The organism is Flavobacterium sp. CAN_S2, assembly GCF_015752255.1.
Taxonomy (GTDB): Bacteria; Bacteroidota; Bacteroidia; order Flavobacteriales; family Flavobacteriaceae; genus Flavobacterium.
The window spans coordinates 721,770-742,837 of record NZ_JADOVA010000001.1; the positions used below are offsets into that span (position 1 = coordinate 721,770).

At 33.4% G+C, this 21,068-nt stretch carries 15 protein-coding genes and 1 tRNA gene; 8 read left to right on the top strand and 8 right to left on the bottom strand.

What is annotated here, in order from left to right; genetic code table 11:
- Positions 1 to 6: 6 nt before the first annotated feature.
- A complete protein-coding gene (folK, locus tag IWX80_RS03295) occupies positions 7 to 1,143 on the bottom strand; it encodes a 2-amino-4-hydroxy-6-hydroxymethyldihydropteridine diphosphokinase (protein WP_196852149.1) in 1,137 nt (378 codons plus the stop codon).
- A gap of 138 nt (positions 1,144 to 1,281) precedes the next feature.
- On the opposite strand from folK, the gene sppA reads away from it, so the two are divergent.
- Both sppA and IWX80_RS03305 read left to right on the top strand, forming a co-directional pair.
- A complete protein-coding gene (gene sppA / locus IWX80_RS03300) occupies positions 1,282 to 3,042 on the top strand; it encodes a signal peptide peptidase SppA (protein WP_196852150.1) in 1,761 nt (586 codons plus the stop codon).
- 192 nt (positions 3,043 to 3,234) lie between these two features.
- Positions 3,235 to 5,850 carry an AsmA-like C-terminal region-containing protein gene (locus IWX80_RS03305; protein ID WP_196852151.1) on the top strand — a complete coding sequence of 872 codons (2,616 nt, stop codon included), beginning with the start codon at positions 3,235 to 3,237 and terminating at the stop codon, positions 5,848 to 5,850.
- A gap of 79 nt (positions 5,851 to 5,929) precedes the next feature.
- Here IWX80_RS03305 and IWX80_RS03310 read toward each other — a convergent pair whose 3' ends face one another.
- The gene (locus IWX80_RS03310) at positions 5,930 to 6,724 is read right to left on the bottom strand and encodes a DUF2797 domain-containing protein (RefSeq protein ID WP_196852152.1); all 795 of its coding nucleotides are present in this window, start codon (positions 6,722 to 6,724) and stop codon (positions 5,930 to 5,932) included.
- Positions 6,725 to 6,819: 95 nt separating this feature from the next.
- Between IWX80_RS03310 and IWX80_RS03315 the strand changes: the two genes are divergently transcribed.
- Both IWX80_RS03315 and IWX80_RS03320 read left to right on the top strand, forming a co-directional pair.
- On the top strand, positions 6,820 to 8,343 hold the full coding sequence (locus IWX80_RS03315) for a GH3 auxin-responsive promoter family protein (protein WP_196852153.1): 1,524 nt from the start codon (positions 6,820 to 6,822) through the stop codon (positions 8,341 to 8,343).
- A gap of 14 nt (positions 8,344 to 8,357) precedes the next feature.
- Positions 8,358 to 8,507 carry a hypothetical protein gene (locus IWX80_RS03320; RefSeq protein WP_167400546.1) on the top strand — a complete coding sequence of 50 codons (150 nt, stop codon included), beginning with the start codon at positions 8,358 to 8,360 and terminating at the stop codon, positions 8,505 to 8,507.
- 61 nt (positions 8,508 to 8,568) lie between these two features.
- On the opposite strand, the gene serB is transcribed toward IWX80_RS03320, so the two are convergent.
- The 4 genes from serB to IWX80_RS03340 form a co-directional block, all read right to left on the bottom strand.
- Positions 8,569 to 9,807: a phosphoserine phosphatase SerB gene (gene serB, locus IWX80_RS03325; RefSeq protein WP_196852154.1), complete on the bottom strand. Its 1,239-nt coding sequence runs from the start codon at positions 9,805 to 9,807 to the stop codon at positions 8,569 to 8,571.
- Positions 9,808 to 9,969: 162 nt separating this feature from the next.
- Positions 9,970 to 11,202 (bottom strand): ATP-dependent Clp protease ATP-binding subunit ClpX, encoded by a 1,233-nt coding sequence (gene clpX, locus IWX80_RS03330; protein WP_121364395.1) that lies wholly within the window; start codon positions 11,200 to 11,202, stop codon positions 9,970 to 9,972.
- Positions 11,203 to 11,288: 86 nt separating this feature from the next.
- Positions 11,289 to 11,963: an ATP-dependent Clp endopeptidase proteolytic subunit ClpP gene (clpP, locus tag IWX80_RS03335; protein ID WP_073351820.1), complete on the bottom strand. Its 675-nt coding sequence runs from the start codon at positions 11,961 to 11,963 to the stop codon at positions 11,289 to 11,291.
- Positions 11,964 to 12,359: 396 nt separating this feature from the next.
- Positions 12,360 to 13,685 carry a trigger factor gene (locus IWX80_RS03340; RefSeq protein ID WP_196852155.1) on the bottom strand — a complete coding sequence of 442 codons (1,326 nt, stop codon included), beginning with the start codon at positions 13,683 to 13,685 and terminating at the stop codon, positions 12,360 to 12,362.
- Positions 13,686 to 14,134: 449 nt separating this feature from the next.
- Here IWX80_RS03340 and IWX80_RS03345 point away from each other — a divergent pair, with 449 nt between their 5' ends.
- The 4 genes from IWX80_RS03345 to IWX80_RS03360 all read left to right on the top strand — a co-directional run bounded on the left by IWX80_RS03345 (position 14,135) and on the right by IWX80_RS03360 (position 19,678).
- Entirely contained in the window at positions 14,135 to 15,859 is a 1,725-nt protein-coding gene (locus tag IWX80_RS03345; protein ID WP_196852156.1) for a DUF262 domain-containing protein, read from the top strand.
- A gap of 160 nt (positions 15,860 to 16,019) precedes the next feature.
- A complete protein-coding gene (locus IWX80_RS03350; protein WP_196852157.1) occupies positions 16,020 to 16,814 on the top strand; it encodes a hypothetical protein in 795 nt (264 codons plus the stop codon).
- A 198-nt stretch (positions 16,815 to 17,012) separates the two neighbouring features.
- Positions 17,013 to 19,199 (top strand): T9SS type B sorting domain-containing protein, encoded by a 2,187-nt coding sequence (locus IWX80_RS03355; RefSeq protein ID WP_196852158.1) that lies wholly within the window; start codon positions 17,013 to 17,015, stop codon positions 19,197 to 19,199.
- A 254-nt stretch (positions 19,200 to 19,453) separates the two neighbouring features.
- Positions 19,454 to 19,678, top strand: a complete 225-nt coding sequence (locus IWX80_RS03360; protein WP_196852159.1) for a hypothetical protein — start codon at positions 19,454 to 19,456, stop codon at positions 19,676 to 19,678.
- 123 nt (positions 19,679 to 19,801) lie between these two features.
- On the opposite strand, the gene IWX80_RS03365 is transcribed toward IWX80_RS03360, so the two are convergent.
- Both IWX80_RS03365 and IWX80_RS03370 read right to left on the bottom strand, forming a co-directional pair.
- Positions 19,802 to 19,873, bottom strand: a tRNA-Glu gene (locus IWX80_RS03365).
- A gap of 373 nt (positions 19,874 to 20,246) precedes the next feature.
- Positions 20,247 to 21,065, bottom strand: coding sequence for an MOSC domain-containing protein (locus tag IWX80_RS03370; protein ID WP_196852160.1), 819 nt, complete (start codon positions 21,063 to 21,065; stop codon positions 20,247 to 20,249).
- Between the last annotated feature and the right edge of the window lie 3 nt (positions 21,066 to 21,068).

A 21,068-nucleotide genomic window follows, 5' to 3' on the forward strand; every position in this document is an offset into this window, starting at 1 on the left:
ACTGATTTATCTTGATATTTTTTGTTGAATTTCACCTAAAATATACAGGTAATCTTCTTGATTTTTTACAAAATCGCGATCAGATACATCAATAATGAGAACATTCAAGTCAGTTTGAGATTTGATATAATCCAGATAACCACTATTGATTTTATCCAAATATTCAGCAGGAATTTTTTGTTCGTAGCTTCTGCCACGTTTTTTTATATTTTGCAAAAGCCTTTCTGAATTTTGATACAAATAAATGTACAAATCCGGTTTTGGCATTTCTCTGTAAATGATATCAAAAAGATTTCGGTACAAACGATATTCGTCTTCGGCCAAAGTTATTTTTGCAAAAATCAAGGATTTAAAAATATGATAATCGGCAACCAGAAAATCTTTAAACAAATCAAATTGTGCTAAATCATCCGATAATTGTTGGTATCTGTCTGCTAAAAAAGACATTTCAAGCGGAAACGCGTAGCGATTTTGATCTTTATAAAATTTGGGTAAAAAAGGATTATCAGCAAAACGTTCCAATACTGTTTTCGCATTGAAATCCTCGGAAATTTTTGTTGCCAAGGTTGTTTTTCCCGCACCAATATTTCCTTCAAAGGCGACATAATTAAATTGTTCCAGCGGAATATTTTGCAACGGACTAATTAATTCTTGAACTACTGTACAAACACTTTCATCTGGTGACAAAGCTAATAATTCCGAAATGTTTTTTTGAAGAATGGGATGTTTCCAATCTAAATTTAAATCCTGAATGGGCAACAAAACGAAATTCCTGTTTTGCATCAAAGGATGTGGAATTTGGAGTTTTTCCGTCGCAATAATTTCTGAATCAAAAGCAATCAAATCAATATCAATGGTGCGCGATTGATATTCCTGAGTTTTATTTCGCAAGCGACCCAAACGCTTTTCGATTTTTAAAACCTGAGCCAAAATTTTATGAGCAGAGGAAAAAGTATGCAAAACCAAAGCACAATTATAAAAAGCATCACTTTCAAAACCCCAAGCTGGAGTTTCATATAATTTGGAAACTTTGATGACCGTACCAATTTCCTGGTGTATCAATTCCAAGCAACGCTCGATACTTTGTAAACGATTGCCCTGATTGCTTCCTATCGATAAAATGACCTGATGTTGTGATTTCATAATTAGGTGCAAATTAACTAAAAGAATTTTAGAATAAGCAATATATTTGTATCCTCTGTTGATATTTAAACCTAGAAATTCTAAACCATTGTTTGTAACATTTCTATGTTTTATGCGACTTATTAAAAAAATATAATTATGAAATTTTTAGGAAATGTATTGGCTACCATTATAGGTATTTTTGTTTTTTTCATGTTGTTCTTTTTTGGAATCATCCTTATTGGAGCCATTTTTGGCGGTGAATCTGAAGGTGTTGTGGTGAAAAATAATTCGGTTATCGAATTGAATTTGGAAGACATACGAAATGATTATGCAGGAAAATATAAAGATCCTTGGATGACTATTTTTTCAGAAAACAAAAAAGTAGGTTTATCAGACATTATTAATGCTATAGAGGAGGCAAAATCAGATAATGACATAAAAGGAATTTCTATTTTAAATAATGTTTCTTCGCTGGGAATGGCACAAAGTAAAGCCTTGAGAGATGCTCTGGAAAGCTTTAAAAAATCTGGCAAATTCGTTATGGCTTATGCCAATTCGTATTCACAAAAAGAATATTATTTAAATTCTGTTGCCAGTCCAATATACTTAAATCCGGTTGGAGATATGGACTTCAAAGGATTGTCCTCTGAAATTATGTTCTTTAAAGATTTTCAGGAAAAATCAGGATTAAAAATGGAGGTCATCCGTCATGGAAAATATAAAAGTGCTGTTGAGCCATTTTTAGAAAATAAAATGAGTGATGCCAACAGAGAGCAAACTACAGCATTATTAAACTCTGTTTGGAATTCAATTACTGCTGACATCGCAAAAAGCAGAAATATATCAGTGGCAAAATTGAATGAAATTGCTAACGGACTTCTTGCCCGAACTCCGGAAATGGCAAAATCTCAAAAATTAGTTGACATTATTGCTTATGAAGATGTATATCATAACGCGATAAAAAAAGCACTTAAAGTAGCCAATGACGAAGATTATAATAGAGTATCTGTTGTAGATTATGCTCAAAAAGTAGCTACAACATCACAAACTTTTGACAGTAAAGACGAAATCGCCATTATTTATGCGCAAGGAGAAATTCTAGGTGGCGAAGGTGATGTGAATGTAATTGGAGAAGGTTCTATGCGCCGTTCGTTACAAGAAGCTCGAAAAAATAAAAATGTAAAAGCAATTGTACTTCGTATTGACAGTCCGGGCGGAAGCGCTTTAACTTCAGATTTGATTTGGAGAGAAATTGAATTGACAAAAAAAGTTAAACCGATCGTGGTTTCTATGGGGAATTATGCAGCTTCTGGCGGATATTATATTGCTTGTAACGCAAATACCATTTTTGCTGAAGAAAACACAATCACAGGTTCTATAGGCGTTTTTGGAATATTACCAAACTTTACACCACTAGCTACTAAAATCGGAATTTACACAGAACAAGTGAAAACTCATGAAAATTCGGCTAATTATAGCCCTTTTGTTCCAATAGATGAAAAATTCAAAGCCGTTACCTTAGAAGGTGTAGAACACATCTACAAAACTTTTGTTGCTCATGTAGCACAAGGTCGAAAAATGACATTTGCACAAGTAGATGCAATTGCACAAGGAAGAGTTTGGACAGGTTCTGAAGCTTTAAAAATTGGACTTGTAGATAAAATTGGAGGTCTTGATGACGCTATTGCAAAAGCAGCTTCTTTGGCAAAAACAAAAAGTTACCGTACCCAAAACTATCCGGAATATGAGAAAAATTTCGATGATCTTTTAGCTAATCTTCCTTTTGCAAAATCGAAAGCTGATTTCATAAAAGAAGAAATTGGAGAAGAAAATTATCGTTTGATGCAGGAAATAAAAAAACTGCAAGCACGAAAAGGAATTCAAGCCATCATGCCGTTTGAAATCAACATCAACTAATAGATAAAACACCCGATAAAATCCGTTTAAATAATTATTTGAACGGATTTTTTTTTAAATCTAAAATGCAAACTATACTGATGTATCCTGCTATTTGTGAAAGGAATGCATACTCCTAAATTATATTCCACTATTTTTGTGGTTAGAGGGCATCATTTTTGCTGAATTTATAAATCTAAAGAAAATCAAATTATGCTAAAAACAATTTTAAAAATTATTGGAGTCCTGATTATCCTATTCTTAGTCGCTTTATTTGCTATCCCATACTTTTTTGAAGATCAAATAAAAGCTAAAATTGCCGAAGCTATCAATGAAAAAGTAGATGCACGAGTTACTTTTTCAGATGTGGATTTAAGTTTAATCAAAAGTTTTCCAAATGCAAATGTTTCGCTGGAACAATTAGTGATTATAAACAAAGCTCCTTTTGAGGGCGATACATTAATTTCATTAGGCGAAATAGATTTGAAAATGTCCATCAAAGAATTATTCAAAGGAAAAGAGGAAGCCATAAAAATTGACGGAGTTACTTCAAAAAACGGACTGATTAATATCATTTTCAATAAAGACGGAATCGGGAATTATGATATCGCCATAAAAAATAAAGAAACAGAAAAGGCTGGCAAAGGTGAGCCTTTATCACTAACCATCAAGAATTATTCAATTGAAAATTTCAAGTTTCGCTACTTTGACGAAAAATCGAAAATCAAAATGGTAATTGACAGCATAAATCATGAAGGTGTTGGAGATTTTGCAGCACAAAAATTAGATTTAGTTACCAAGTCAACTGCAAAAATTACTTTGGACATGGACAAAGTAAATTATATGAAAGATGTGGCTTTGACTTTGGATGCCGTTTTAGGAATTGATTTAGAAAAAAGCCAATACACTTTCAAAGAAAACAAAGCATTAATCAATCAATTACCGCTGGAATTTGATGGATTTATTCAAATGGTGGAAGCGGGTCAACAATATGATTTGAAATTTAAAACTCCAACTTCATCGTTCAAAAATTTCCTTGGAGTTATTCCCGCAGCCTATGCTTCCAGTTTAAATAATGTAAAAACAACCGGCGACTTTACTGTTGCAGGTTTTGCAAAAGGACTTTATTCTGATACGGGCGTTCCAAAATTTAATCTTGAAATCGCTTCCAATAACGCTTCGTTTAAGTATCCTAACTTACCAAAAACAGTTCAAAATATCATTATAGACACTAAAATTGTAAATGAAACCGGTATATTAAATGACACTTATGTCAATATTGACCAGCTTTCTTTCAAAATAGATCAGGATGTTTTTAATGCCAAAGCCAACATCCGAAACATAACACAAAATGCGATCGTTGATGCCGCTTTAAAAGGAACCATCAACTTGGCTAATCTTTCTAAGGCGTATCCTATAAAACTAGACAAGCCACTATCTGGGATTTTAAATGCTGATGTGACTACAAAATTTGACATGCAATCGGTGGAGAAAAGTCAGTATCAAAACATAAATAATGCGGGAACCATGAGTTTATCTGGTTTCAACTATGTGGATGAAAACGGCAAAACAATGAATATCAGCAATGCCCTAGTTCAATTTAATCCTAGCCAAGTCAATTTGAAAGAACTGAACGCAACGACAGGAAAAAGCGACATTAGTGTAACGGGAGTTTTAGAGAATTTTTACGGATTTATATTTAGAAACCAAGAATTGAAAGGAAATTTCAATATGAATTCTAAACAATTAGCCGTTGACGATTTCATGACAACTGGCGAAACTACTAAAACGGCAACTAAAAAAGCAGAGGCAATGAAGATTCCTGCTTTCTTAAATTGTACGCTTACCGCAAAAGCGACTACGGTTTTATATGATAATTTGACTCTCAAAGATGTTTCTGGGAAACTAATCGTGAAAGACGAAAAAGTAACTTTAGAAAATGTGAAAACATCAATTTTTGGAGGAACAATTGGGGTAAATGGAGCTGTTTCTACGAAAGGAAAAACGCCAGTCTTCAATATGGATTTAAAATTAAATCAAGTTGATATTGCTCAGTCGTTTACCCAACTGGACATGTTGAAAAAAATTGCGCCAATTGCCGGAATCATCAATGGAAAATTAAATTCAAGTATCAAATTGAACGGGAATCTTGATGCTACCGAACTTACTCCTGACTTGAAAACGCTTACTGGTGATTTATTGGGACAATTACTTTCTACGACAGTAAACTCCAGTAATTCGACTTTATTGACCGCTTTAGGTGCTAACTTGAAATTCATAGATGTGAGTAAAATCAATTTGAATGATTTGAAAGCAGCAATTACATTCAAAGATGGAAAAGTAAATGTAAAACCATTTGACATCAAGTACAAAGACATCAAAGCAACTATTGGAGGAACGCATGGTTTTGACCAAACCATGAATTACAATTTAAAATTTGATATTCCAGCTAAATATTTGGGTTCAGAGGCAAATGCGTTAATAGCAAAATTATCTGCTGCCGATGCTGCTAAATTAGAAAGCTTTCCTATAAATGCCGTATTAGTGGGTAATTTTACAAATCCAAAAATCACAACTGATATTAACAATGCAGTGACCAAACTCACGACTCAGCTTATAAACCAACAAAAAGAGCGTTTGGTAAAACAAGGAACTTCGGCTTTGACGGATTATATCAATAAAAATAAGAAACCAAGTGATACTACAAAAACGGCTACTCCCGTAACGCCTGCAACAAAAGAAGAGGTAAAAGCTAAGGCCGCAGCATTACTAAATGGATTGTTTAATAAAAAGAAAAAAACAGAAGAGCCTAAAGTACAACAGGAATAATTAAAGTAAAAACAGTAGTTTTTCAACATAAAAAAAGCAGGAATCTCTAAAATTGAGACTCCTGCTTTTTTATGGAATTTTATACATTAATCGTTACCACATATCCTTCGGAACCACGAATGTTAAAAACTGTTTCATTCTCAAAAAGTAAATATTGACCTTTTATTCCGGTAAGTTTTCCTTGAAAATGAGGTGTTTTATCTAAACTCAAACTATTTATCTTACTTGGATACTGTAAAACGGGATAATGCATCTCGTACAAATCATTTTTTTGCGAATAAAAGTATTCCTGAACTTCCGTTGGAATCAAATTCTCAACCTTTAATCGTTCTGCGATTAAGTCAATTTGTTCAACATTATTCGTCAGCATTTTTCTCCAATTGGTTTTGTCGGCATAATGATTCTTCAGCGCCACCTCGGTAATTCCTGCTAAATAGCGATTCGGAACTTCCACAATCGAAATCGCTTGGGTTGCGCCCTGATCAATCCATCGGGTTGGCATTTGCGTTTTTCTGGTTACGCCTACTTTCACTTCGCTGGACAAAGCCAGATACACAATATGTGGTTGCAATTGTACTTTTTCTTCATACGCCAAATCCCTATCCTGAATCCCAAGATGAGCGGTACTCAACTCCGGTTTCATAATCCAATCACCAACAGCAGCGCTGGAATAGAAACAATCGTAACAAAATCCCTGACGGAATATTTTTTTCTTTTTTCCACAATTCAAACATTGGTATCCCACAAAATTAATCTCAATCTCTTTATTCAGCAACTGATTCACATTTAAAAATCCATTCTCAAAAACCAAATAATATTGAATTGGGTTTCCAAATTCGGTTTGCATTTTTGTAAGTACGCCTTCGTATGTCATTCTATTTAAAGTTTCAAGTTTAACACATCAAGTTAAACAAATTTTGTTATTTTTGGTAAAGTTATAACTCGTAATTCATAATTCATAATTTAAAAATGCCTCTAACCATAATCAATTCGTTTGCCTCTTGGGTTCTAAAACAAAGAATTCATCAGATCGAACTCTTTCTAAAATACCCAAATGAAGTTCAGGAAGAATTGCTTATGAATTTAATTCAGTCTTCTAAAAATACTGTTTTAGGCAAGCAATATGAATTTGCTACAATAAAATCTTATGCGAATTTTGCAGAGCGAGTTCCCATTTCGACGTACGAAGAATTACAGCCGCTAATAGAAAGAACCCGTAAAGGCGAGCAAAATGTTTTTTGGGAAACACCTATAAAATGGTTTGCCAAATCAAGTGGAACTACCAATGCAAAAAGTAAATTTATTCCGGTAAGCAATGAAGCCTTAGAGGATTGTCATTACAAAGGAAGTAAAGATTTATTGTGTTTGTATTTGAATAACAACGAGGATTCCGAACTGTTTCTGGGGAAAAGTCTGCGTCTTGGCGGAAGTTCCCAAATTTATGAGGACAACAATACGTTCTTTGGAGACTTATCCGCAATTTTAATCGAAAACATGCCTATTTGGGCGGAGTTCAGCAGCACACCAAGCAATAAAATTTCCTTAATGAGCGAATGGGAAACGAAAATTGCTGCGATTATAAACGAAACAAAAAACGAAAATGTAACCAGTTTCGCCGGAGTTCCTTCCTGGATGTTGGTTTTAATGAACAAAATGCTGGAAGAAACCGGAAAAGGAAATTTATTAGAACTTTGGCCAAACTTAGAAGTGTATTTTCATGGCGGCGTAAATTTCGAACCATACCGAGAACAATACAAAAAAATACTCCCTAAAAAAGAGTTTAAATATTACGAAATATACAATGCTTCTGAAGGCTTTTTTGCCATTCAGGATTTAAATAATTCCAGTGATTTACTGTTGATGTTAGATTACGGAATTTTCTATGAATTTATTCCAATGGATACTTTTGGGACACCGGATCAAAAAGTTATTCGATTGGCAGATGTGGAATTGTTTAAAAATTACGCTTTGGTGATTACGACCAATTCTGGTTTGTGGCGCTATTTGATAGGCGACACCGTTCGTTTTACGTCATTGAATCCATATAGAATTCGGGTGACGGGAAGAACAAAGCATCATATTAATGTTTTTGGCGAAGAATTGATGGTCGAAAATACCGATCAGGCTATAGCCAAAGCGTGTAAACTAACCCAGACGGAAGTAGTTGATTACACGGTTGCTCCTATATTTATGGAAGGCAAAGAAAAAGGTGCCCATGAATGGATGATTGAATTTAAAGATAATCCTGCTGATGTATCGCAATTCCAGAAAGCATTAGATGAATCCATACAATCCTTAAACTCCGATTATGAAGCCAAACGTTACAACAACATGACGTTAAATCCGTTAGTAATCAATGTAGCGCGGAAAAATTTGTTTTACGATTGGTTAAAAGACCGAGACAAATTGGGTGGACAACACAAAATTCCAAGATTATCCAACCAAAGGGATTATTTAGAACAACTGAAAAGCATGCAGTTTCAAAGCGTATAAAAATAATTAAAAAGATGAAAAACACCTTCTACATCTTGATTGCACTTTTTGTATTGAGTTCCTGCGGACCGCACAGAATGAGTTGTGGTGCTAGAGGAATTTGTAAATCTCCCGAAAAACAAACAACAGAAAAACCTGAAAAAGCGTTTACCGTTAAAGCATAAAAAAGGCTGTACAAAAATGATTCTGGAACAGCCCTTTTTTATTTTTTTATAATTATTTCAATTACTCCTCCTCCATCATATCAATATGCCTGTCGTGGTATCCTAACAGGTATAAAACACCGTCGAGTCCTAAGCTGGAAATAGAACTTTCTGCTTTTTCTTTTACCGTAGGTTTAGCATGAAAAGCAATTCCTAAACCTGCTAAATTTAGCATCGGCAAATCATTGGCACCATCACCCACTGCAATGGTTTGGTTGATGTGAATACCTTCTTTATCCGCAATGGCCTGAAGGTATTCTGCTTTCTTTTTACCATCCACAATTTCACCGAGATAATTACCTGTCAATTTCCCGTCTTTGATTTCCAATTCATTGGCGTGAACATAATCAATCCCTAATTCTTTTTGCAGGTATTTCCCAAAAAAAGTAAAACCTCCGGATAGAATAGCAGTTTTATAGCCGTAATATTTCAAGGCCTTCATCAAGCGATGCGCTCCTTTCGTTATCGGTAAATTTTCAGCAACATTTTGCAGCACATCCTCGCTCAAACCTTCTAGCAAAGCCATGCGTTGCTTGAAGCTTTCGCTAAAATCAATTTCGCCGTTCATGGCTGCTTCTGTAATGGCTTTTACTTGCTCACCCACACCCGCCAATTCAGCTAATTCATCAATTACTTCCGTTTGAATCAAGGTCGAATCCATATCGAAACAAACCAAACGTCTGTTTCTTCGGTACATATTGTCTTCCTGAAAGGAAATATCTACATCCAATGTTCTTGAAATTTCCATAAAACTTGCCGTCATAAACGTTTTATCTACAATCGTTCCTGTAACTGATAATTGTATGCAAGAACGCGGAAATTCATCTTTCTCCAAAATAGAAACCCTGCCGGTTAATCTTTTGATAGCGTCAATATTTAAATTTTGGTTGGATAGAATTCTAGTTACCGCAGCCAATTGTACCGCCGTTAAGGTTTCACCCAAAACATTGATGGTATAACGTTGTTTGCGTTGTCCTTTGACCCATATTTCATAATCTGCAATCGAAATTGGTATGAACTTTACTTTCACACCCAATTCATAGGCTTTGAACAATAAATCTTTTAGAACAGGAGCGGAAGAAGAACCCGCCTTTATTTCAAATAAAATACCTAAAGAGAGTGTGTCATGAATATCTGCTTGACCAATATCTAAAATAATGGCATCATAATTCGCCAAGATAGATGTCAAACCAGCGGTTACTCCGGGTTTGTCCTGACCTGAAACTTTTAGTAAAATTACCTCTACATCTTCTATTTGCATTTTGTATATATTTGATTTAGAATGGACAAAAATCGACAATCTGAAGTTGATAAAAAAAAATATTGCTCCTTTTTTCAAACAATAACAAATAGTGTAATTTACCCATAAAAAAACCTGTCCAAATGAATGAACAGGTTCGTATTTTTAAGAAAAATGCATTTTTTATGATGCAATCTCTAAACGTTTCAATAAATTTTTATTCAACGTTTCTTTAGCGTATTCAACATCAATTTCTAATATTTTGTCTTCAGAACTTGGTAATTCATACATCGCATCGGTTAAGATAGCTTCGCATAAAGAACGCAATCCACGAGCACCTAATTTGTATTCTAATGCTTTGTCGACAATAAAATCTAAGGCTTCATCTGTGATGGTAAAAGTTACCTCATCCATCAAAAACAATTTCTCGTATTGTTTGATTAAGGCATTTTTAGGTTGTGTCAAAATCGCACGCAAGGTTTCTCTGTCTAAAGGATCCATGTGAGTCAAAACTGGCAAACGACCAATAATTTCCGGAATCAATCCAAAATCTTTGATATCCTTTGGGATAATGTATTGCAACAAATTGTCTTTATCAATGTTATCCACATTTTTTGAAGTCGAATAACCTACGGCCTGACGGTTCAATCGTTTCGAAATAATTCTTTCGATTCCATCAAAAGCACCACCGGCAATAAATAAAATATTTTGAGTATTTACCTCAACAAATTTTTGATCCGGGTGCTTGCGTCCTCCTTTTGGTGGCACATTCACAACAGTTCCTTCCAATAATTTCAATAATGCTTGTTGTACCCCTTCACCAGAAACGTCACGTGTAATAGACGGATTGTCACTTTTACGTGCAATTTTATCTATTTCGTCAATGAATACAATTCCGCGTTCTGCTTTGGCTACATCATAATCAGCAGCTTGTAACAGACGTGTCAAAATACTTTCGACATCTTCCCCAACATAACCTGCTTCTGTAAGAACGGTAGCATCAACAATAGCTAAAGGCACATCCAACATTTTTGCAATGGTTTTAGCCACTAATGTTTTTCCTGTTCCTGTTTGTCCCACCATGATGATGTTACTTTTTTCAATCTCTACCTCATCGTCCAGTTGCTGTTGCATCAAACGTTTGTAGTGATTGTAAACCGCAACCGACATTACTTTTTTAGTTTGGTCCTGTCCAATTACATATTGATCCAAGAACGCTCTGATTTCTTTTGGTTTTTTCAAAATCAAATCTCCAACCAGTTTGGAACTTCCGCTGGATTTTAATTCTTCTAAAACAATTCCGTGAGCTTGTTCGATACATTTATCACAAATATGTGCATTGATTCCAGCAATCAACAATTGAGTTTCTGGCTTCTTTCTTCCACAAAACGAACACTCTAATACTACTTTTGCCATTCTTTTTTTGTTTAAAGTTTAAAAAGTTTAAAGTTCAAAGTTCCCGTAGCAACCTTAAACTTTAAACCTTAAACTTGTAACTATTTTTATCCTCTTATTAAAACCTCATCAATCATTCCGTATGCTTTTGCTTCTTCAGCAATCATCCAATAATCACGTTCACTATCAGTATGAACCTTATCAAAAGTTTGTCCGGAGTGGTGAGAGATAATTTTATATAATTCATCTTTCAGTTTCAACATTTCACGTAAGTTGATTTCCATATCAGTAGCAACTCCTTGCGCTCCTCCTGATGGCTGGTGAATCATTACTCTAGAATGTGGCAATGCAGAACGTTTTCCTGCAGCTCCTGCACATAACAACACTGCTCCCATAGAAGCTGCCATTCCTGTACAAATTGTTGCTACATCTGGTTTGATGTATTGCATGGTATCATAAATTCCTAATCCTGCGTAAACGCTTCCTCCTGGAGAATTCAAATAAATTTGAATATCCTTAGAAGCATCAGCACTTTCAAGGAATAATAACTGTGCTTGAACGATGTTTGCAATTTGGTCGTCAATTCCTGTTCCAAGGAATATAATTCTGTCCATCATCAATCTGGAGAAAACGTCTAATTGTGAAATATTCAACTGACGTTCTTCAATGATATATGGAGTCATGTTTTTAGGAGTCATTGCGCCTACGATTTTATCGTAATACATCGAGTTTACACCGTGGTCCTTTGTAGCAAATTTTTTAAATTCTTTACCGTAGTTCATATTTTTTTGTTCTAAGTTTTACGTTATATCTTGTGATTCCATTTAATGCAAAGGTCATACCTCTTTCTAAATGATGTCAATATGTCTTATTTTTTAGCCCAGATGGAAGAGAAAAGCTTTTTGAATTCCGTTTTTTAGTTTTTTATTCTTGCAAAGCGACTGAAAGAAGCTCTTGCAGGAATTTAAAAAACAGAAACGGAAGAAAAAACTTGAAACGTACAGCTGGATTAGCTCCTGAAATTAATTCAAACAAAAGAGCGCCAAAAAATATTTTTTCTGACGCTCAAATATAACTATTTTTTATTGTTTCGTATCTGTAATCAAATCATAAAATTTTAATAATCTCTGGCGCTTAGGGCTTTTGACTTTCAACTTTACGACCGTACAAACACTAATTTATTCTCCGTAAGACGCTGCAATAAATTCTTCGTAAGTCACTTCTTTAGTAGTAGGATTTGCTTTCTCTTTGAACAATTCCAATAATTTTTCAGCAACAACTTGGTCAGAAAGTCTTTTCACTTCGTCTTGGTTAGACAAAACTCTAGCTACAATTCCTTGAACTTCTTCGTCAGTAGGATTTGTTTGCCCGAATTGCGCCATTTGTTGACGGATATTTTTTGTAGTGAATGTTTTCAAGTCTTCAAAAGTGATTTTGATATCCGATTGAGCCATTGCTCTACCTTCGATCAATTGAAAACGCAATCCTTTTTCAGAACGTGCATATTCTACTTCAGCTTCCTCAGGAGATAATTTTTTCTCACCAACAGTTTGTAACCATTTTTTAAGGAATTCAGCTGGTAAATCAAATTTTGTGCTTTCGATTAAGAACTCAGTAACATCACCTAATAATTTTTGGTCCGCTTGCTGTGCAAATTGAGTTTCAGCATCTTCTTTGATTTTAGCTTTCAATTCTTCAAGTGAAGAAACAGTTCCAGCTCCAAACAATTTGTCAAACAATTCTTGGTTCAATTCTGCTAATTCAGCAGTGTTGATTGCTTCGATTGTGAAGTTTACATCAACATCTAAACCGTGAACGTCATCATGACTTACTTTCATCACGTCCATCAATTGGTGGTCGTCTTCAAATAAACCTTTAGTATTTACAGTCACTACATCACCTACTTTTTTACCTATGAATAAGTCAAATGTCGCTTTGTCTTTGAAAAGATCAGCAGCAATAGTAGTAGCGTTATTAATTCCTTTTTCTTCGTTAGTGAATGTTCCAGTCACATCTGAATCTGCAGCAACAACCTCTTGAGGAATTGCAGTTCCAAATTGTTTTTGGATTCTTTCCACTTGACCGTCGATTAATTTATCGTCAGCAGTAACCACATATTTTACGATGTCGTTTTTAGCATCTAAGTCTAAAGTGAAGTTTGGAACCAATCCAATTTCATATTCAAAAACCAATTCTTCAGCATCCCAAGAAAAATCTTCGTTTACTTTAGGAAGTGGCGTTCCAAGAAGGTTTAATCTTTCAGATTGTACGAAACGCTCTAGAGCTAAATCAACAACTTTCTGAACTTCTTCTTGTTTAATAGCTTTACCGTATTGTTTTTCAACAAGATCTTTAGGCACAGCTCCTTTTCTAAATCCCTTAACAGTTGCCAAAGGCATTTTTTCATTTATTCTTTTTGCAACTTGTCCTTTGTAATCCATGTGAACAACAGTCATTACAATTGTTTCATTCACAGCGTCTATTGCTACTCTTTTGATATCCATCTTCTTCTTTAATTTACATAATAAAATTGGGTTGCAAAATTATAAAATTTTTGCAACCCAAACAAGCTTTTTAGTGCCGAACCTTCGGGATTGAATTTTAGGCAGTTATTTGACAAAATCACAGGCCAAAAAAGGAAAATAATTTGGGCGTGTCCCTCCGTCTCGTCCCAAAAGACGAGACTACGGGTCAGGCTGTACGTTCCCGCTTTTATTATTTTGCCCTGCTGGTCAAAACAATAAAGAGCTCCACTGCCATCCTTCACGCGAATTGTGATATACGACAATATGAAGTTTATTTGATAGTTTGTAAGAAAAAAATTAATATATTTGAAAACAGATAAAACTAAACAAAGTAGCGCAAAGCCAACCAAAACCGGGTGTATAAGCGCTAATTTTTACCGGGCACATACAAGTTGTCAGAAATAATAAAAAAAGAAAACGTAAAAAACATGAACTTATACGCTTATCCAAGAACTATAAAAGATATATTAACTTTAAATAGAAAATATATAATCCCTCGATTTCAAAGAGAATATTCTTGGGGGAAAACTGAACTAAATTCATTTTGGAATGATACTTTAAACCAAATCAAACTTGATAAATCAGAATTAGTTACTAATGATTATTTCATTGGAGCTTTAGTACTAGTTGGCGACGATTCGAAAGACACTGATTTTTTAGTAGTAGATGGTCAGCAAAGATTAACTAGTATAACTATTCTTTTTTCCGCATTAACTGAAACCCTTAAAAACATAGACAACGCACTTTCCCAAAGTTGCTATTCATATGTTGAAGGAAAAGATGGAGATTATAAACCTTTCTTTAAATTAGAAAATGAAAACCCAAAACCATTTTTACAAAGAAGAATTCAAAATCTAGATAAAGAAGATGAATATAAGCCAGAAACAGAAGAAGAATCAAATTTATTAATTGCTTATGATTTCTTTAGTAAAAAACTTAAGGAAGATAATTTAAGAATTGAGTTTAGTAATTTGAGTTTAAATGTTAAAAATTTAGAAACCATTGATCTTTTAAAAGCAGTTAGAGATCAAATTTTAAAATGCAAAACTATATTCATAACTGTTGATAATGAAAGACAAGCACAGACTATATTTGAAACCCTAAATGCAAAAGGTAAAGATTTAGAAACAATTGATTTAATAAAAAATAAAATATTTAATTTATTAGCGGAAGAGCATCCAACTGATTATGCAAAAGAAAGTTGGAAAAAAATTAAGAGTATTTTACAAGAGAGAGAAAATAGAGTAAATATATCGACATACTTTAGACATTTTTGGATTTCAAATTATGAGTTTTTAATTGAAGACAGAATTTATGCGTCATTTCAAAAAAAAATAAAAGAAAACAAAAAAGAGTATAAAAAATTTGTAGGAGAACTTATAATTGCATCGGAAGATTATGTGAAAATTATTTCTCCTTTAGAAATAGATTGGAAAGAGCAAGAAAGCAAAGAAATCTATTACTCAATTAAGTCTTTAAATGACTTTAGAGTAGTACAACATAGACCATTATTTTTGACCTTATTATATCTATATAAAAACAAATTAATAAACATAAATGAATTAAGAGAAAGTATTTCAAAAATTGAAAAATTTCATTTCATTTTTACTGCAGTTTGTTCAATGAGAGCTTCTGGTCTAGAAAGCACATATTCAAAATATTCCAGAGAATTAAGGTTACTTAACGATAAATCACAAGTCAGAAAATTATTAAGTGAGCTTTTTGAAAAATTGAAAAATAAAATTCCTTCTTTGGAAGTTTATAAAAGTAAATTTAACGATATTGTTTTTACAAATAAACTAACTAAAGATAAAAAACTAATACAATATATCTTTGCTAAACTAGAGACAGAATTATTAAACACAAATGAATTAAAAACCTTTAATATAACTTTAGAACATATTGAAAGTCAAAAAATAACAGACAAATGGGTCTCTAAAATGGGGAATTTACTCCCATTAAGTGGTGAAATAAACTCTGCTATTGGAAACTCAAAACTTGAAGTAAAATTAAAAGAACTTAAAAAATCAGAACTGAAAGTTGTAAAAGAGTTTTGTGATCAATATAGAGATTTAAAAGTTTGGACTGAAGTAGAATCAGAAAAGAGAACTGAAAGTTTAGCAGAAAAGACGTATTTACTTTGGAAACTATAAAATTACTTATGCCAACCCCCGCTAGCGCTAGCGTCCCGCTCATGCCCGCAAACAAAAACAAAAACAAAAATTAAAACAATTAAAAAAAAGGTAAGAGCGTGACGCTCGGGCTAGCGGAGGTGTATTTTGAGAAAAAAAGTAAAAATTAAACCAAAATAAAATGAATAAAAGAGAAGTTACTTTTTCAAACCTTATTAAACTAATTAAAGACAGAAGCCCTTTTTCAATTATAGGAATTGTATTTGTTTTTTCATCAATTTTTATTTTACTTCCAAGCGTTTTATTTATGACAAACTCATTTGTTGAAGCGTATCAAAAATATGATTTTAATAAAATTGAGAAAAATGGAACAGAAAAAAACGCAAAAATTACTGATTTAAGACCTATAAATAATGTCACAATAAATGGAGAACATCCATTAAAAATAAGTTACGAATTTTTAGACAATGGTGTAATTAAATCTGATCAATTCCAAACTATGGATTTAGAGAAAACTAATGAAATAAAAATCGGAAGTGAAATAAAGATTAAAACTTTTGAAAATCAAACCAAAATTCAAAATTTAGAACCTTTTATTTTTCCATTTTATTTATTTTACATTTTACCATTTATCTTTTTTGTTCTCGGTTCTGTCTTTTCAGCTATAGGTTTAATTCCTGCTTTGAGAGATTATAATTTATATAAGAATGGACTTGTGAAAGAAGGAACTATTATAGCTTTAACACCAAACTCAGGTTTGCCAATAACAAATATTGGGCAAAGTATTCTAATCAACTATTATTACATAGGTGCAAGTGGACAAAAGATTTTTGGAAAATCTAAAACAACAGATTTTTCAATAATGACAGAAAAAAAAGCAGAAGATAAAATCAAACTTTTTGTTTCTAAAAACGACGAAACTAAATCTTGTATAGTTCCAAAATTAGAAGCTATAAAAAATAATTGGAAAATATAAAAAAACCACCAGCTCAACAAAGTGTTCATTCAAACAATAAATTTATAGTAAAAACTGCGCAAACGTCTCTGACTTTGCGTCTACATTTACACAAGAGCTATAAAAAAAGATAACGCGATTTTGCAAATCGTGTCTATAAACGAGAGTAGTATATTATCCTAAAAAATATTTTAATTTAGCTTTCGCTTGAAAATAATTATGAAACTAAAAAACTTTTTTACACTACTAATATTGTTTAGTGTATCAACGCTATACTCACAACAATGGAAACAAAATTTTAAAATTGTTGCGCCCATTAGATCCATTGATAATGCCTTTGGTTCCTCAATTTCTACATATGATGGTTTTGCAGCTTTTGGTGTTGACCGAGAAAATATCGGAAGCATAGAAAATGCTGGTAAAGTTTATATCGCAAAACAAGATTGTGATGGATGGTCTATTTATCAAGAATTAACACTTTCAAAAATCGAAGGGTATTGTGGTTTTGGCGCTTTAGTTGTAATGGACGGTAAAACACTTGCGGTTTATGGTTGCGATCCACTTAACCCGAGAGGTGGAAATGCTATATACATGTACGAAAGGGATGCTAATGATTTATATGTATTTACTCAAAAAATAGCTAAACCTGAAGATGTTTTATGGGATAATTTTGGTTTAAAAATTGCGCTGTCTGGTAACCAAATGGTTGTTGGCGCTTCCTATAATAGTACTGATAGCTCCCTAATGAATTTCTCTGAGAACGCAGGAGCGGCATACATTTATTATCGAGATAGTGCAGGCGTTTGGTCATTAACTCAAAAAATTGTGGCAAGTGATAGAGGGCAGAGAGACAACTTTGGTGGTTCTGTAGCTATTTCCGGAAATACTGTTGTAATAGGAGCAGAAAATGAAGGGATTAATTGGGCTGGAGCAGCTTATGTTTTTGAAAAAAATGCAAATTCTAACACCTGGAGTGAAATTAAAAAATTAATTGCCTACGATTACAGAGGATTACAAGACAGATTTGGTGGAGTTGTTAAAATTAATGAAGATGTCATTACTATTTCAGCTAGCCGCGAGGATGATTACGATTCCAACTTAAGTGGAGACGGAGGAGGCCCTCTAACATCTTTGGGGTCGGTTTATATTTTTAAGAAAAATTCAAGTGGTGATTGGGCGGGACATCAAAAAATCAGGGCATCAGATGGTTCAATTAATCATTTCGATTTTGGTTCCAGAATGGAAATTTATGAAAATAAAATGGCCATAAGCGGAACTGAATACGAATATGACACCAATGGAAATTTATCAAAAGTTTATGGTCGCGTCTATATGTTTCAAAAAGATAACAATGACAATTGGAAAGAAACTCAAATTATTCAACCAAAAATAAGGCATAATAGCGATTATTTTGGCGGCTCCTTTTCCTTGCATGGAGAGAATTTGTTTGTAGGTGCTTTCTGGGACGCTTTGGATGCTAATGAACAAAATTACATAGGTTATGCTGGATCTGTTTACCTTTTTAATACCTATGATTACATTCAAACAAAAAAACCTGAATTAAATGCCATACCATTTTTGACATCTTGCGCTGATTTAGGAAATGGTTTTTCTTCTGGTTTTGATATGTCATCAATAGAGAAAGATCTAGTTGAAAATCCAGATGACTTTATTTTCTCTTACAAAGACAAATTAGGTAATAATCTTCCATCTCCTTTGACTGTAAATTATTCTAATAAAGATCCTTTTTCTGAAACTATCTATATTCGTGTAGGGAATAAAAACAACCCAAATTGCTATAAGGATACGCAGATTGAATTAAAAACTACACCTTCTTTTACTTTAAATACAATTCCAGATTTATATGCATGTGAGCCTACGGGAAGTGGATATGCAGTATTTGATCTATCAAAAATAAGTTCTCTTCTAGTTCACGACACTACGCTTTATAAGTTTTCATATTTTGATAGTACTGGAAACGATATAAGTGCTCTAATAAATGAATCTTATAAGAATACTACTAAAGGTTATGAAGAAATAACACTAAAGGTTACTGATATCAGTACTCTTTGCACTGTAAAAACAAAAATAAATTTAAATGTTTCTGATGTTGGTGTAGATTGTAATTTAGAAAACAATGGGGATTCTTTAATGTATAATATACCGAATTTTTTTACTCCAAATAATGACGGTATAAATGATATCTGGAAAATTACTGAAATAACTAATCAAAATTATAGTATTTACATTTATGATCGATATGGAAAACTTTTAAAAAGTTTGGGTTATAATGAAGGCTGGGATGGAAGTTTAAATGAAAAACCTTTGCCGTCTACAGACTATTGGTTTCAAATAATTTTTGCGAATGGAACCAACAAAATGGGTCATTTCTCATTAAAAAGATAGTATATATAAATACTAATTGTATCCTTAATTAAATTTAAAAGACTCGTTCTACTCTTAAACACGGTGTCTTGATGAAACCAGCTGCGCAAAGGTGTTCATTCAAATACTAAATTTGTCGTATACCCTGCGCAAACGTCTCTGACCTTGCGACCACAATAATGAGCAAATATATAGTGAGTGTAAAGTGATAACGGCATATTAGGATTTGGCAAAAAGTCGGGAGAGTTTGCAAGCGGAAGGTTAAATGAATATAAATGAAATACATACAAGATGAAAGTACAAATACATTAATTTTTTATTTCTTTTTCTGGATTGCTGTTGCTTTTTTAATAGTCAAATGGGATTTATATGAAAAAAGAAAAAGCGAGAAAAAAAATGAATATCGAGATTCCTTATCAAAATTTAGAATACGCGGAATATTCATAATAATATTGATTGGACTATTTGCAACTGTAAAAGAATTGATAAATAGAATTTAATATTTTAGCACATTTCTGAAAGCTGAAACATTCTCTTATTTCATAAAAACAAAAACCAAAACCAATAAAAAAAGCCTCGAAAATTTCTTTTCGAGGCTTTTTAAGATAATTGTTTATGAGTTGTAGCCCGTAGCGGAATCGAACCGCTCTTACATGGATGAAAACCATGCGTCCTAACCGATAGACGAACGGGCCATTTTCATTGTTTCGGGTGCAAAAATAACACTATTTTTGAAATGCACAAAGCCAAACCCAAAAACCTTCAAATAAAAATAGTCTCTATTTCATTCGGTAATTGTAATCAATTCAGAACTAACACTTATCAATAATACGATTGTTTTTTCAACAAGTTAATTTTTCAAAGAACAAATCTAAAACCTAATGATAAGGTGCCGATTGTTAACTCAAACTGTCCTTTTCAAGAATAAATTCCTCATTAATGCTGCGCAAATATTTCTGAATTTGTAATCACAATAATGAGCAAATAATAAAGTAAGTGTTGAGTGTAAGGACATATACAATTAGATTCAAAGTTAGGAAACTTCGCATAAAGTCGCAAAAAAGGACTTTAAACAGAAATCAAAATGACGATAGCATCACCAACAGCAACAAGACCAGTTCCAGAACCTATCAAGTTTTGTCCAAACAACACACTATTCCCTACTGTCCTATATTTTGCCAAAGTCAGCAAAGGATCTTTTCCTGAGGTCTTGCCTTTTTCTTGATCAATTGTTGTCATTACGCATCTTCCGCAAGGTTTCACTCCAAAAAAAGTCAATTCGCCTATTGTAAATTCTTTCCAAGATTCTTCTTCATAAGCGTCACCGCCTGTAAAAACAAAATTAGGTCGGAACCGATTCATCGGAAGTGCTTCCTTCAAACGGGAATTCAAATCATCCAATGACGATTGACCAATCAACAAAAAAGGATAGCCATCCGAAAAAGAATTAATATCAGCCTCGGTAACGGCATATTCAGCCTCCACTTTTCGGTGACTTTCTTCGGGCATGTAAACCAAACGAGCCGAAAATCCCAATAATCGGGAAAACCAATCTGATACAACCGAATCTACTTCATACGCTTGAATGGAATCCTCCCAAACCGTCACATCAATTTTAGTTTCGGCTTCCGAAAAAGATTGTTGCAAAGGAAATTGTATTGTTTCTAATTGTACCCGATGTGTAATCTTTAGAGAATTCCCTGTAATTTCAGGTTGAAAAAGAGCTAACTCCGGATGTTCCCTTTGCGACAGAAACGTTCCGTTTTCATCAATCAGCAACCAACGGCGGTCGTGCTCCAGCCCGCGATCGGTCACATGAGCTTTTTGCAATTTAATTCCACCTAATGATTTTACAGGATAAATCCAGATTTCTGAAAGTTGTAACATAAC

What these genes read in the sequence shown, in the direction of transcription:
- IWX80_RS03310 (WP_196852152.1), bottom strand. Translation starts at nt 6,724, where the DNA reads ATGACATACGAAGGCGTACTTACAAAAATGCAAACCGAATTTGGAAAC.
- IWX80_RS03315 (WP_196852153.1), top strand. Translation starts at nt 6,820, where the DNA reads ATGCCTCTAACCATAATCAATTCGTTTGCCTCTTGGGTTCTAAAACAA.
- IWX80_RS03370 (WP_196852160.1), bottom strand. Translation starts at nt 21,065, where the DNA reads ATGTTACAACTTTCAGAAATCTGGATTTATCCTGTAAAATCATTAGGT.
- IWX80_RS03350 (WP_196852157.1), top strand. Translation starts at nt 16,020, where the DNA reads ATGAATAAAAGAGAAGTTACTTTTTCAAACCTTATTAAACTAATTAAA.
- sppA (WP_196852150.1), top strand. Translation starts at nt 1,282, where the DNA reads ATGAAATTTTTAGGAAATGTATTGGCTACCATTATAGGTATTTTTGTT.
- IWX80_RS03340 (WP_196852155.1), bottom strand. Translation starts at nt 13,685, where the DNA reads ATGGATATCAAAAGAGTAGCAATAGACGCTGTGAATGAAACAATTGTA.
- IWX80_RS03360 (WP_196852159.1), top strand. Translation starts at nt 19,454, where the DNA reads ATGAAATACATACAAGATGAAAGTACAAATACATTAATTTTTTATTTC.
- IWX80_RS03345 (WP_196852156.1), top strand. Translation starts at nt 14,135, where the DNA reads ATGAACTTATACGCTTATCCAAGAACTATAAAAGATATATTAACTTTA.
- clpX (WP_121364395.1), bottom strand. Translation starts at nt 11,202, where the DNA reads ATGGCAAAAGTAGTATTAGAGTGTTCGTTTTGTGGAAGAAAGAAGCCA.
- IWX80_RS03355 (WP_196852158.1), top strand. Translation starts at nt 17,013, where the DNA reads ATGAAACTAAAAAACTTTTTTACACTACTAATATTGTTTAGTGTATCA.
- IWX80_RS03320 (WP_167400546.1), top strand. Translation starts at nt 8,358, where the DNA reads ATGAAAAACACCTTCTACATCTTGATTGCACTTTTTGTATTGAGTTCC.
- IWX80_RS03305 (WP_196852151.1), top strand. Translation starts at nt 3,235, where the DNA reads ATGCTAAAAACAATTTTAAAAATTATTGGAGTCCTGATTATCCTATTC.
- folK (WP_196852149.1), bottom strand. Translation starts at nt 1,143, where the DNA reads ATGAAATCACAACATCAGGTCATTTTATCGATAGGAAGCAATCAGGGC.
- serB (WP_196852154.1), bottom strand. Translation starts at nt 9,807, where the DNA reads ATGCAAATAGAAGATGTAGAGGTAATTTTACTAAAAGTTTCAGGTCAG.
- clpP (WP_073351820.1), bottom strand. Translation starts at nt 11,963, where the DNA reads ATGAACTACGGTAAAGAATTTAAAAAATTTGCTACAAAGGACCACGGT.